Source organism: Mycobacterium timonense (assembly GCF_025821985.1).
Classification (GTDB): domain Bacteria; phylum Actinomycetota; class Actinomycetes; order Mycobacteriales; family Mycobacteriaceae; genus Mycobacterium; species Mycobacterium avium.
In genome coordinates this window covers 207,115-219,372 of sequence record NZ_JACKSY010000008.1, presented here as the reverse complement: position 1 = coordinate 219,372, position 12,258 = coordinate 207,115, and the positions used below count along the sequence as shown (strand labels likewise).

Annotated in this window: 12 protein-coding genes; 1 reads left to right on the top strand and 11 read right to left on the bottom strand. The window is 70.5% G+C overall.

The window, feature by feature from the left end:
- Nucleotides 1–78: 78 nt before the first annotated feature.
- From H7I87_RS02210 to H7I87_RS02200, 3 genes are read right to left on the bottom strand one after another with little or no spacing between them, the layout of a single operon-like run.
- Nucleotides 79–1,407, bottom strand: coding sequence for a cryptochrome/photolyase family protein (locus tag H7I87_RS02210; RefSeq protein ID WP_011725740.1), 1,329 nt, complete (start codon nt 1,405–1,407; stop codon nt 79–81).
- A 12-nt stretch (nt 1,408–1,419) separates the two neighbouring features.
- A complete protein-coding gene (locus H7I87_RS02205) occupies nt 1,420–1,692 on the bottom strand; it encodes a tryptophan-rich sensory protein (RefSeq protein ID WP_011725739.1) in 273 nt (90 codons plus the stop codon).
- Complete coding sequence (locus tag H7I87_RS02200; RefSeq protein WP_063967054.1) at nt 1,689–3,752, bottom strand: MMPL family transporter; 2,064 nt, start codon at nt 3,750–3,752, stop codon at nt 1,689–1,691. The genes H7I87_RS02205 and H7I87_RS02200 overlap by 4 nt, the downstream gene beginning before the upstream one ends.
- A 121-nt stretch (nt 3,753–3,873) precedes the next feature.
- Between H7I87_RS02200 and fni the strand changes: the two genes are divergently transcribed.
- The gene (fni, locus tag H7I87_RS02195; RefSeq protein ID WP_011725737.1) at nt 3,874–4,908 is read left to right on the top strand and encodes a type 2 isopentenyl-diphosphate Delta-isomerase; all 1,035 of its coding nucleotides are present in this window, start codon (nt 3,874–3,876) and stop codon (nt 4,906–4,908) included.
- 41 nt (nt 4,909–4,949) lie between these two features.
- On the opposite strand, the gene H7I87_RS02190 is transcribed toward fni, so the two are convergent.
- From H7I87_RS02190 to crtI, 8 genes are all read right to left on the bottom strand, one after another.
- Entirely contained in the window at nt 4,950–5,516 is a 567-nt protein-coding gene (locus H7I87_RS02190; RefSeq protein ID WP_011725736.1) for a MarR family winged helix-turn-helix transcriptional regulator, read from the bottom strand.
- A gap of 394 nt (nt 5,517–5,910) precedes the next feature.
- The gene (locus tag H7I87_RS02185) at nt 5,911–6,921 is read right to left on the bottom strand and encodes a DUF5914 domain-containing protein (protein WP_011725734.1); all 1,011 of its coding nucleotides are present in this window, start codon (nt 6,919–6,921) and stop codon (nt 5,911–5,913) included.
- Nucleotides 6,918–8,447: a hydroxysqualene dehydroxylase gene (locus H7I87_RS02180; RefSeq protein ID WP_011725733.1), complete on the bottom strand. Its 1,530-nt coding sequence runs from the start codon at nt 8,445–8,447 to the stop codon at nt 6,918–6,920. Before H7I87_RS02180 ends, H7I87_RS02185 begins: the two co-directional genes overlap by 4 nt.
- Entirely contained in the window at nt 8,444–9,169 is a 726-nt protein-coding gene (locus H7I87_RS02175; protein WP_003874965.1) for a class I SAM-dependent methyltransferase, read from the bottom strand. The genes H7I87_RS02180 and H7I87_RS02175 overlap by 4 nt, the downstream gene beginning before the upstream one ends.
- Nucleotides 9,156–9,467, bottom strand: a complete 312-nt coding sequence (locus tag H7I87_RS02170) for a lycopene cyclase domain-containing protein (RefSeq protein ID WP_011725732.1) — start codon at nt 9,465–9,467, stop codon at nt 9,156–9,158. Before H7I87_RS02170 ends, H7I87_RS02175 begins: the two co-directional genes overlap by 14 nt.
- A complete protein-coding gene (locus tag H7I87_RS02165) occupies nt 9,464–9,787 on the bottom strand; it encodes a lycopene cyclase domain-containing protein (RefSeq protein ID WP_023868319.1) in 324 nt (107 codons plus the stop codon). The genes H7I87_RS02170 and H7I87_RS02165 overlap by 4 nt, the downstream gene beginning before the upstream one ends.
- Nucleotides 9,784–10,734, bottom strand: coding sequence for a phytoene/squalene synthase family protein (locus tag H7I87_RS02160; RefSeq protein ID WP_011725730.1), 951 nt, complete (start codon nt 10,732–10,734; stop codon nt 9,784–9,786). Before H7I87_RS02160 ends, H7I87_RS02165 begins: the two co-directional genes overlap by 4 nt.
- On the bottom strand, nt 10,731–12,251 hold the full coding sequence (crtI, locus tag H7I87_RS02155; protein ID WP_009978286.1) for a phytoene desaturase family protein: 1,521 nt from the start codon (nt 12,249–12,251) through the stop codon (nt 10,731–10,733). Before crtI ends, H7I87_RS02160 begins: the two co-directional genes overlap by 4 nt.
- Nucleotides 12,252–12,258: the final 7 nt, after the last annotated feature.

The following is a 12,258-nucleotide window of genomic DNA, read 5'->3' as shown; positions in this document are numbered from 1 at the left end:
CTGCGGCTGCTCGTCCACCTTGAAATGGAAGTTGACGTCGCCCGCGTCGACGTCGGTGACGGTCACCAGCACAGCGGTTCACATGCTCCGATAGCGGCGCAGCGCTTCGGCGCGTTCGGTCGCGTGGTCGACGATCGGCGCCGGGTAACCGGGCGGTCGCTCGCCGGTGCGCAGGTGTGGGTCGTCGGCGCACCGCAATTCGGGCACCCAGCGGCGGATGTAGTCGCCGGAGGGATCGAATTTTTCGCCCTGGGCGGCGGGGTTGAATACCCGGAAGTAGGGTGCGGCGTCGGTGCCGCAGCCCGCACACCATTGCCAGCCATGCTGGTTGTTCGCCAGGTCGCCGTCCACCAACTGCTGCAGAAACCAGTGCGCTCCCCACTGCCAGGGCAGGTGAAGGTCCTTCACCAGGAAAGAGGCAACGGTCATGCGCACCCGGTTGTGCATGAATCCGGTCTGGCGCAGCTGGCGCATTCCGGCGTCGACGAACGGAAAACCGGTTTCGCCGGCCTTCCAGGCCTCGAAGCGGCGGCCGGCCTCGTCGCCGGTGTCGGTGCGGATGGCGTCGAAGGCGCTGTTCCAGTTGCGCCACGCGCTGGCCGGCCGGTGATGCAGCACGTCGGCATAGAAGTCGCGAAAGGCCAACTCCCGCAGGTACGCTCGCGCTCCGGCGGTGCGTAGGTCGAGATCGGCGACCAGCGTGCGCGGATGGATGGTGCCGAACTTCAGGTGCGCCGACATCCGGCTGGTGCCCTCGATGTCGGGCCGGTGGCGATCGTCGGCGTAGTTCGCTAACCCGTTGTCCACGAAGGACTTCCACTGGTTTCGCGCCGCCGCCTCACCGGCCGCCAGGTCGAGCGTGGCGCCGGGGTCGGGGATTTCGCAGGCGGTGATGCCCAGCCGCGCCGGATCCAGCCAGCGCGCGGATGCGGCGCCGGTTTTGGCCGGTGGTCGCCAGCCGGTGTCGCGCCACCGCCGCAGAAACGGGGTGAACACCTGGTAGGGCGAGCCGTCCGGCTTGGTGACGCGGCCCGGCGGGACGAGGTACGGCGATCCGGTCGCCACCAGCGGGACCGACGCCAGCGCCGCGCGCACCCGCGCGTCCCGGCGCTTCCCGAACGGCGTGAAGTCCTCCGAGACGTGCACCGACGAGGCGCCGATTGCCTTGGCGATTTCGGGAATTCGGATGTCGGGCCGCCCGCGGGTGACCAGCAGCCGACCGTCCAGCTCGTCGCGCAGCACCCGCAGCGAGTCGCCCAGGAACTGCAGCCGGCGCGGCCCGGACGACCTCTGCAGCCGCGGATCGAGCACGAAGCAGGCGAGCACCTCGTCACTGTCCGCCGCGGCCGACAGCGCCGGATGATCGTGCAGGCGAAGGTCACGGCGGAACCACAACAGCGCGGGCATCGGCGGTGCGGGCTAACCGTTGAGGCGCCAGATGTGGGTGGACAACACGGTGGCGAAGCCGCACCACAACGGATAGGGCGACAACGCCAGGGCGCCGCGCGACGTGGCCGCGATGTCGGCGTACAGCGTGGTCCACGCGAGGGGAAACGCGGCGCCGGGCGGTTGATAGGCGGGCTGGCGCAGCCGCGCATACCACCGCGGGCCGGCCTTGGCGCCGGCCAGGCGTCCGGCGCCGGCGGCCGCGGCGACGGCCAGGCTGGTTGCGCCGAGTATCGACCTGTTCACGGCGTGCTCCGTTCGTGTCGAGAGGGGTTGTTGGGCCACCAGATTCGGTCGCCGACGAGGGTGAACAACGCCGGGATGACCAAAGTGCGCACCACGAAGGTGTCCAGCAGAATGCCGAGGCCGACGATGATGCCCAACTGCGTCAGGACCATCAGCGGCAACACCGCGAGCACGCAGAACACCGCGGCCAAAACGATTCCGGCGCTGGTGATCACGCCACCGGTGGCCGCCACCGCCTCGACCATGCCCTGCCGGGTCCCGTGCCGGGCGGCTTCCTCGCGGGCGCGGGCGACCAGGAAGATGGTGTAGTCCACGCCGAGGGCGGCCAGGAACAGGAATGCGAACAGCGGCGTAGTGTAGTCCAGCGCCGGAAAACCGAACAGGTGCCGGCTGACCCAGCCGCCCAGGCCGAGTGCGCCCAGCGCGCCCAGCATCGTCGCGACCAGCAGGACCGGCGGCGCCATCACCGACCGCAGCAGCACGGCGAGGACGATCAGGATGACGGCCAGGATCGCGGGGATCAACAGCACTCGGTCGTGGGTGGCGGCATCGCGAACATCGAGGGCCGCCGCGTCGGCCCCGCCCACCAGCGCGCCGGAGTCGGCGGCTCGCGTCGAATCCCGCAGCGCGGCAACGATATCGAACGCGCGAACCGACGACGGTGGCGCGTCGATCACCACCGACCACTGCGTCAACCCGGACGCCGAACGGCCGGACTCGGTCGCCGAGACCACACCGGGGGTGGCCGCCATCGCCTGGTGCACGGCCGCAGCATGGCCGGTGTCGGCGACGACCAGCGTCGGGTTGGCCAACCCGGCCGGAAAGTGCTGGGCCAGCACGTGATAACCGGCCACCGAATCCGCCCGGACACGGAACTGTTCGGTCTGTGACAACCCGATCCGGGTCCCCCACAATCCACCACCCAGGGCCGCCAACACCGCGACCGCGGCCACCGCGACCAGCGCGGGACGCCCGGCCACCCATTCCGCGACCCGGCGCCACGCCCCGGACTCGGTCGCCGGCCGGTCCACCGGAATGAACGGCCAGAACAACCGCCGGCCGCACACCGCCAACAGCGGGGGCAGGACCACCAGCACCGAAACCGCGGCGATCACCAGACCGCACGCCGCCAGCGCGCCCAGACTGCGGGTGCTGGGGGTGGCGGCGAGCAGCAGGGTGAGCAGCGCCAGCACCACGGTCGCGTTGCTGGCGACGATGGCCGGTCCCGCCCGGTGCACGGCCCGGCGCAGGGCGTCACGATGGCCGGCATGGCGGCGCAGTTCCTGGCGATAGCGCGAGATCAGCAACAGCGCGTAATTGGTGCCGGCGCCGAAAACCAGCACGCTGGTGATCCCGGAGGTGGCGCCGTCGAAGCTCAACCCGGTCAGCGACGCCACCGCGGTGCCCACCGCCGCGGCCACCCGGTCGGCGAAGGCGACCACCAGCAGCGGGACCAGCCACAGCACGGGGGAGCGGTAGGTGGCGATCAGCAGCAGCGCCACCACCGAGGCGGTCACCGCGAGCAGGGTGACGTTGGCGTGCGTGAACGCGCCGGCGATGTCGGCGCCGAACGCCGGGCCGCCGGTGACGTGCACCTGCAAATCCGCCGCCAGCCCCGTCGCGGCGGCCGTGCGCAGCGCGCTGACCGCATCGTTGAGGGCCAGACCCGACAAGGTGGTGCTCAGCGGCACGACGCCCAGGGCGGCCTTGCCGTCTTGCGAGGGCGTCAGCGGCTGCGCCGGTGCGGCGCCGGGTTGCGCGGCGGCCTGGGCGCGGTCACGGGCCGCCCGGGCCGCGCCGAGATCGGCGGGCCCGAGCACGGCGCCGTCGGCGCGGCTGACCACCACGATCAGCGGGGTCCGGTCGCCGCCGGGGAACTGCCCGGCCAGCGCGGTGATCCGGGCGGACGGCGAGTGCTGCGGCAGTGACTGCGGCGCCTGGCCCGCCGCCGTGTTCGGCCCGACCAGAGCCATCACGCCGACGCCGGCCAGCACCGCGACCGCGGCCAGCAGCCAGGAACGCGGACCGGTCACGGCGGCGGCCACGCGTTCCCACACCACGAAATCAAGCCTTTCAGTTTGTTAAACATTAATCAACTGAAATGACGCGTCGAACGCCGATGCGTTGGCGGCACCCGAAAAGGGGCACTATGGACATTATGGACACCCGGCGGGGGCCCCGATGGACGCGATGACACACCGGAAACGACGGCACATCGACGTGTGTCTGAGCGACCCGGTGGAATTCGACGGCGTCACAACCGGGTTGGACCGCTACCGATTGCCCTACCACGCACTGACACAGACCAGCCTGGGCGACATCGACGTGTCCACCTCGTTCTTCGGGGCGAACCTGCGGGCGCCGATCCTCATCGGCGCCATGACCGGGGGCGCCGAGATGTCGAAGACGATCAACCGGAATCTGGCCGCAGCCGCTCAGCAGCTGGGAATCGGCATGATGCTGGGGTCGCAACGGATCATGCTCGACAGCGCGCTGGGCGAACGCGCCGCGGACAGCTTCGCGGTTCGCGATGTGGCCCCGGATGTCTTGCTGTTCGGCAACATCGGTTTGTCGCAGCTGGCGAAGACGGCGGTTCCTCATCTGGTGAAGGCGCTCGATCGGGTGGGTGCGGACGCCTTGGCCGTGCACACCAATCCGTTGCAGGAGGCGATGCAGCACAACGGGGACACCGACTTCTCCGGCTCGCTGAGCAGGCTGCGCGAAGCCGCCGCCGCGCTCGATTATCCGGTGCTGCTCAAAGAGGTCGGCCACGGCATCGGCGGTGCGGCCGCAGCGGAACTTGTTGGGGGAGAAGGACAACCGCCGGTCGCCGGTATTGACGTGGCGGGTGCCGGAGGCACTTCCTGGTCGCGCGTCGAACAGTTCGTGCGGTACGGCGAGCTACGCTATCCGGACCTGGCGGACTGGGGTGTGCCCACCGCGCGCGCGATCGTCGAGGTGCGCCGGCTGCTGCCGGAGATCCCCTTGGTGGCCTCCGGTGGTATTCGGACGGGCATGGACGCGGCCAAGGCGATCGCGTTGGGTGCCGACGTGGTGGCGGTAGCGCGGCCACTGTTGCCGGCGGCGATCGAATCCTCTGCGGCCGTGGTCGATTGGCTGCGGCCGTTCATCGACGAGTTGCGGGTGTGTCTGCACGGCTGCGGTGTCGCCGACCTGGCGGGCTTGCGTGCTGTCGAGCTGATCCGCCTCGCCTAGGGCCGGCGACGTGGCGGTCGAAGGTGCAGTAGCGACCGTGCTCAGCGTGGCGCGCCGCGACGTCCCGCGGTCGTCGCACGCTTGCGGCCGGGAGCGGCGGGCGGTTTGGAAGTCGATGCGGCCAGCCGGGATTCGAAGGCGGTCATCGCCTCGATCATCGCGGTGAAGACCCGATGTGCTGCCGCCAAGTCGCGGTCGGACAGATGGGCGAGGGCGTCGCGCAGCTCGGCGCCCAGCGGGGTGAAGAACGAATGCGCCAGCGCCATGCCCGGTTTCTCGTAGCGCAGCAGCGTCTTGCGGCGGTCCTGCGGGTCGGGTTCGCGGCGGATGTGCCCGGCATCGATCATGCGATCCACCAGGTAGGTGATGGCCGCCGGCGACACGTCCATCCGCTGGCGCAGCTGGGCCGGCGTCAACGGCGTTCCCGTGGTTTCGGCGACCATGATATGCAGCAACGCGTGGAAGTCGGTGCCGCTGACGTTGTTCTGGCGAGCGAAGTGCCGGCCGATGCGGTCGGACTGCGCAGTGATCGCACGCATGTCGGCCGACATCAACTTCTCGAGTTCGGTCCGATCCAGTCGCCGATCAGCGGCGCCGCCCTTGGTCACTTACCCGCATCCTTCCGGCCCGACACGCTGACCAGCGTATCGGCGACCGCCACCGGCGACCCGCGAACCACGCGGGCGTTTTCGGGCCTCGGGCAAACCCGCAGCGTGGTGGGCCCAGGCGGTGGACATTACCCTACGGCGGTTTCGCTTTTCTCGCGTTAATCGTCCGGGGGCGGCGGTGTGCGCCGGGTGGCCGCCGGTTCGCCGCCGCTCTTTCAACGCCGTCTCGTGACGGTGCCGCTGCCCGTCGGCAAGCCGGCCGCGCACCAGCTGCTCGATCTCTTGGAAACAGTGGTAGTAGCCGTCGTCGTCTTTGGCATGCGGCACGGAATTTCCGCTGAGCAACTACGCACCATGACCCGGCGGCGACGGCGAATACGCCGCTCGACGCGTCCTAATGGTTCTGGCTGCGGACCTCGTAGCGGCGTTCGGCGTAGGCCAGATCGTCCCGCCACAGCCGGCCGGCCGCATAGCGCATCACCGGGGTGAGCAGCGGCGCCGCCCACAAGGCGCGCGCGAACCCGGGCCGGTCCGAATGCGCGATGACCGCTTCCAACACCGCGGTGCGGGGACGGCCGTCCGGGCCGGATCCTATTGGGGTCGCGTGGGTTTCGACGACACTCCCGGTCCCTTCGCCGTCCACGATGCGCATCACGATGGTGCGCGCCTCCGGGCAATCGAACTCCGCGACCACCGGCACACCCAGCCGTCCCATCCGGAAGGTCACCGCCACCAGGAAGCGGTCGGCCTCTTCGGTGGGCGTGGCCAGCACCTCCAGCCGGGTGAACGAGTAGGGGTGAAACCATGCGCCGTGCCAGGGGTCGAGCCGGTTGGCGATGATGTCGGCTGGTTCGCACACGCCCACCAGGTGAGCGACCGAGGCCAGCGTGTGGCCGGCCGGCCTCGGCGGTATCACCGGTCGCGGTGACGGCGTCTCGCCTCCCACCGCATCGAGGCGCACCCAGGCCAGGGTGCCGTCGTCGTGACTGGGCACTGGCGCCCAACCGAATTCGCGTGCGCGGCCGTCCAGGGGCAGCCCGTGCCACCGACAGATCAGCGTGCCCCCACATACGGTCCCGGTGGCCAGGTCGGCCCCCAGGTGGGGGCAACTGCGCGGCCCGACGCACAGCGCACCGCGGGCGTCGCGCCAGGCGACGAGATCGACGCCGGCGACGCGCGCCCCCAACGGCCGCCCGCGCTCGACGTGCGTGCTGGCGGCGAACGCGTACCAGTTCCCGGTGGGTTGCCGGCGGCAGCGCTGCAGCGCGGCGTCGATGACGGCGGGTTGCGCCTCGCGAAAGGTCGGACGCTGATCGGCCCAGGGTGTGCGCGGAATGACCTGCAGCGGCCAGTCTTTGGCGCGGACGGACGGTCGCAAGTGTCGCAGCTGTGCGCGGATGTTCATGATCGGGTGGCCCCTTCGCGGTTGGCCAGCCAGCGCAGTAGGCGTGACCGGCCTTCGGTGGGGACGGTGACCAGCGGGTGCCCGGCCAATCCCCAGCGCTTGAGCAGATGGTTGGCCGCGGACCAGCCCGTGGTCGCGGCGCGCTCCATGAGTGCCACCGGCAGGTCGATCCGTACGGTGTCGCTGGCCAGCAGCAGGCCCGGGGTGGGCGTCACCACCGTGGGCCGGTGCGGGTAGCCGCCCGGGGCGAACAGCGGACAGTCGCTGCGGTGCAACAGCGTCTCGTGCACGATCTGCGCGGCGGCGGTCTCGGGATAGATCCGCCTCAGTTCGCGTAGCGCCGCCGCCCCCGACGGCGCCGAATCCAAGGCGTAGGAATGCAATTCGACGACCGAACCATGATGCGCTCCGGCCCAGGCGCGCGCTTCGCGTTCATACCGGTCCAGCACGCTGATGTTGTCCAGCGGCTTGTGCCCGGCGGTGCCCAGAAACGCCGGGCGCCGCGGCGAGACCGGGCGGTCGAGCCAGAACCGATGGACGGCGAACGGCGGCGCGGTGCGCAACCCCGCGATCCGATCGCGCCACTCCCCGTTGGCCAGGCCGCGCGAGGCGGCGACGATCCGCTGCAGGCCGGCGACGTCTGTGGCCAGCACCACGGCGTCCACCTCCAGCTCCTCATCGGTATCGGTGTGCACGGCAAAGCGATTCGCGGCGTCGATGCTTCCGACGCTGGTGCCAAGCCGGAACCGGACGTGGCGTTGTTCGAGATAGCTGCGCAACGGCTGCCACAGTGCGCTGTCGTAGTTGGCGCTCGGAACGTCGAAGATGAGGCCCTCGGCCGACCCCAGGAAATAGATGTGGAACATGGTCGCCAACTCGGCGGCCGACAGTTTGGCCGGGTCGGCGAAGAAGCTGCGGGAGAACACCTCGAATGCCAGATGCCGTGCGGCCTCGGGGAATCGGATGTCCTCGAGGAACGTCGCGGCATCGATGTGGTCCAGGCGCCGGTAGGTTCCGGGCACCGACACCGCGGCCAGTGGCGCGGCGGCACGAGCGTCGATGCGGGCGAAGTCACGCAGCCGGAAGGTGGGACTGCGCACGGCGAAGGCCATGGCGTTCAGCGGCGGGGTACGCGGCAGGCCGCGGAAGCTGTCTCGTCGTCCCGCCGCGTCGATGAGCGGGTAATCGTTGACCGGCACCAGCATTCGCAGGCGCGGATCGAGGCGCGCGAGCAACGCGCGCAGGTTGTAGTACTGCCGGAAGAACGCGTGGAAGCCGCGGTTCATCGCGAGGTCGGTTCCGTCGTGGTGTTCGGTCCAGCCGCCGACCCGGCCGCCGAGGTAGTGCTCACGTTCGATGACCTCGACGGCGACGCCGCGCTCGGCGAGCCCGGTGGCGGCGGTCAGGCCCGCGATCCCGCCGCCCACCACCGCCACCCGTGGGCGGGACGGCAGCGCACCGGCATCCGGCAATCCGGTTGGCGCGGGCAGTATCCGACGGCGGCGGTCGGTGGCACCCGCGGTCATGAGGGTGCGTCCGCGAGGAAGGTGTGCACGATGCCGGCTTCCCAGCCGGGCATGGTCTCGCTGTGGACGGCGGTGAAGCCGGCGTCGGCCAGTCGGGCCCGGAACCGGGTGGCGCCGTCGAATGCGAGCACGCTGCGCCACAGGTAGCGGTACAGCGCGGTATCCCCGCTGCGCCACCACCCGGCGGGAATGATGATGCCCCAGCAGAGGGCGTGCCAGGCAAGCGTGGCGGCGGCGGAGTCGCGCACCGAATATTCGTGCACCGCAAGGGTTGCGCCGGGCCGCAGCAGGGTGCGGAACCGCCGTAGCTGCTCGTCGCGGTCGGCGACGTTGCGGATCAGGTAGGCGGCCAGCACGCCGTCGAACGGCCCGCTGATCCCGTGTTCTGCCAGTCGTTGGACGGGAGCGTGCACGAACCGGACCGAGGCCGGCCACCGTTTGGCCAGCGCCACCTCCAGCATGCCCCGCGACGCGTCGACGGCGACGATGTCGGCCGCCGGCGCGACGGCGAGCAGCGCGGCCGTCGACGCACCGGTTCCGCAGCCGGCGTCGAGCAGGCGTAAGCCCTTGCCGTCGTGCGGGATTCGCATCCTGCGCGCCGACAGCAGCAGCTGCGCATGGTAGCCCGGGCTGGCGCCGACCAGCCGGTCGTAGGTCGCGGCGCCGGCGTCGAACGCGGCCGCCAGGTTGCCCGGGGCGGGGCGCGTGTCACCGGCGCGCACGTCGTCGTTCCCAGAGCAGCAGCACCGCGGTGACCATCGCGAAGCCGAACAGAAAATCCTCCACCGGGATGTCGAACGGGAAACGCAACCCGCTGATTTGCCGGTCGTCGTAGATCACCATGGGCGAGCTGAGTTTGGTCAGCCAGCCGTCCACCGGCACCTGGAATCCCAGCACGATGAGCATCGACAGCCAGTAGGCCGGCCGGCGAAAGAGCCCGGTCCGCAGCACCGTCAACTCCGCGGCGCACACGATCACCACCGCCAGTGCGGCCGGCAGGGTGTAGCCCAGGCCGGTCATCGGCGGCGCACCTTGTCCAGGATGGTGCTCACCGCGTTGTAGGTCAGCACCGCACACACCGGGATGATGAGAAAGAACAGCAACTCTTCGATCGGCACCCGAACGGGGATGCTCAGCCCGCACAGGTAGGCGTGGTCGTACGTCCACACCCGCGCGGCCACGGCGATCTCATCCCAGAGCAAGAACGCCGCGGCCACCGGCAGCACCGCCGCGGCGAGCCGTCGCCACCTCCGGTAGACGCCCGTACCCGCGATCTCCAGCGGCGCGGTGACCACCAGACAGGCGGCGAGCACCACCAGGTATTGCCACCGATCGCTCATGCGGCCCCCGACCGAATACCCCGACCGCTGTTGCGCGCCCGCCACGAGCGGATCAGCCCCACCGCGCCGACCCGCAGCCGTCGCGCTGTGCCCACGGTGGCCCGGTGGCCGAAGACCGCGAAATCGCTTTTCTCGATGCAGTCCAGGATCTCCGAATACAACGCCGCCGCGGCCGCCACGCACGGCCGTGAGCGGTGCTGCAGGACCGCGATCCCGGCGGTGGCGAATCGGTATGTCTGACGGGCGATGTGGTGCTGTGCGATCAGCGCCCGGCGCACCCGCGGATCGGTGCGGCGGTGCTCGTGGCACCACATCAGCAGCTCCCGGTCGACGCCGTCGGCGGCGAGTTCGTCCGCCGGCAGGTACACCCGACCGCGCGCCAGATCTTCGTCGACGTCGCGCAGGAAGTTGGTGAGCTGGAACGCCCGGCCCAGGGCCGCCGCATAGGGTGCGGCCTCGTCCACCGGCGTCACGGTACCCAGTATCGGGAGCACTTGCAGCCCAATGGCTTCCGCGGATCCGCGCATGTAGCGGTTGAGCGCTTCCCGGTCCGGATAGTCGGTGACGGTCAGGTCCATCCGCATCGAGGCCAAAAAGTCCGCGAACAGTTGGGAGCTGATTCGGTAGCGCCGCGCGGTGTGGGTGACCGCGGCCACCAACGGATCGTCGGTGTGCGCACCGCCGGAGAAGAGACGCTCCGACAGCCGTTGCAGCCGCCGGGCGCGCACCGCGGGGGCCACCCGCGGGTCGAGGTCGTCGAGGATGTCGTCGGCGTAGCGGGCGAAGCCGTACAGTGCGTGCACGGGCGGGCGCTGGTCGGGTGCGAGCAACCGGGTGGCCAGGAAGAAGGTACGGCCGTGCGCGGCGTTGAGCTCGCGGCATCGGCGATACCCCTCGCGCAGCAGCGGATCCTCGATTCCGGCCGCAGCCCATTCGCTGCGCATCATGGCGAACCGGCTTTCATGTCGATGCGCGCGGGCGTTCGCTTGCTGACGCCGGTGATGCGGTCCGCGGCGAGTCGCCCGGAGATCAAGGTGGTCGGCACCCCGACCCCGGGCACCGTGGAGGATCCGGCGAGCACCGCGTTGTCGATGCCGCGCACCATGTTGGCCGGGCGGAACGGGCCGGTTTGTGCGAACGTGTGCGCGAGCGCGAACGGACTGCCCGCGGCCATGCCCCGGCGCGCCCAGTCCGCGGGCGTGACGACATCCAAAACCGTTGCGCTGCCTGGCAAACCGGGAAGAAGCCGCTGACCGACGAGCGCGATGAGGTCGTCGACGTAGCCGCGCCCGACGCTGTCCCAGTCGATGCCGCCCGACTCCAGGTTCGGCGCCGGGGCGAGCACATAGAGCAGGTCGCGTCCTCGCGGAGCCAGCGTCGGGTCGCTGGCCGTCGGCCGGGTGACCAGCAGCGACGGATCCCGCATGAGTTGGCCGGCGCCGATGATGTCGGCGAACGTGTGATCCCAGGCGTCGCCGAACAAGATGGTGTGGTGCGCGGTCTGCGATGCCACCGCGGGACAACCCACATGCGCCACCACCGCCGAGGGGGAGTGCCGCAACCGCAGCGCGCGACGCGGTGTGCGGCCCAGCAGCGCATAGGTTTGCGGCAGCTCGGTGGTCAGCACCACCGCGTCGCAGGAGATGCGTCCGGCCTGTTCGGTGAGTACGGCGCCGACCCGCCCACCGGTCTTCTCGAGCGCGGTAACCGTTGTGCCATAACGGAACTGAACCCCAGCGTCGGAGGCGGCGGCGGCCAGCGCGTCGGGCAGCGCCCGCACGCCGCCGCGCGGAAACACCACGCCCGAGACCGTGTCCATGTAGGCGATCACCGCGTACACCGCCAGGGCGTCGCGCGGGGCCACGCCGGCATACAGCGATTGAAAGGTGAAGATGCGCTGCAGCCGCGGATCACTGAGATAGCGCTTGACCATCCGGTCCCAGTTGCGGAAACCGCCGATCGCGATCAGCTGCGCCAGCCGGGGGGTGAGCAGCGACAGCGGTGAATCGAAATTGGCGGCGATGAATCCGTCGAACTCGGTGCGGTACAGGCGCGTCAGCCATGCCCGCAGCCGCCGGTAGCCCGTCGCCTGCTCGCGGCCGGCGAACTCGGCGACGGCGTCGGCCATCCGGTCCGGATCGCGGTGGACGTCGAGGCTGCTGCCGTCGGCGAACACGGCGCGGTACGCGGGATCCAGCGTGCACAGCTCCAGTCGCCGGGCCAGGCTGTCGCCGACGGCGGCGAAGGTGTCCTCGATGATGTCCGGCATGGTGAGCACCGTGGGGCCGGTGTCGATCCGATATCCGTCGATGTCGCGCCGGCCCGCCCGACCGCCCGGCCATGCCTCGCGCTCCACGACCGTGACCGCCCGCCCTCGACCGGCCAGGTGCAGCGCCGCGGACAGGCCGGCCAGACCGGCCCCGATCACCACGACGTGATCGGCGGAGCCCTCGATGGCCCGCATGCTCACC

What these genes read in the sequence shown, in the direction of transcription:
- H7I87_RS02165 (WP_023868319.1), bottom strand. Translation starts at nt 9,787, where the DNA reads ATGAGCGATCGGTGGCAATACCTGGTGGTGCTCGCCGCCTGTCTGGTG.
- crtI (WP_009978286.1), bottom strand. Translation starts at nt 12,251, where the DNA reads ATGCGGGCCATCGAGGGCTCCGCCGATCACGTCGTGGTGATCGGGGCC.
- H7I87_RS02160 (WP_011725730.1), bottom strand. Translation starts at nt 10,734, where the DNA reads ATGATGCGCAGCGAATGGGCTGCGGCCGGAATCGAGGATCCGCTGCTG.
- H7I87_RS02210 (WP_011725740.1), bottom strand. Translation starts at nt 1,407, where the DNA reads ATGCCCGCGCTGTTGTGGTTCCGCCGTGACCTTCGCCTGCACGATCAT.
- H7I87_RS02185 (WP_011725734.1), bottom strand. Translation starts at nt 6,921, where the DNA reads ATGAACATCCGCGCACAGCTGCGACACTTGCGACCGTCCGTCCGCGCC.
- H7I87_RS02170 (WP_011725732.1), bottom strand. Translation starts at nt 9,467, where the DNA reads ATGACCGGCCTGGGCTACACCCTGCCGGCCGCACTGGCGGTGGTGATC.
- H7I87_RS02180 (WP_011725733.1), bottom strand. Translation starts at nt 8,447, where the DNA reads ATGACCGCGGGTGCCACCGACCGCCGCCGTCGGATACTGCCCGCGCCA.
- fni (WP_011725737.1), top strand. Translation starts at nt 3,874, where the DNA reads ATGGACGCGATGACACACCGGAAACGACGGCACATCGACGTGTGTCTG.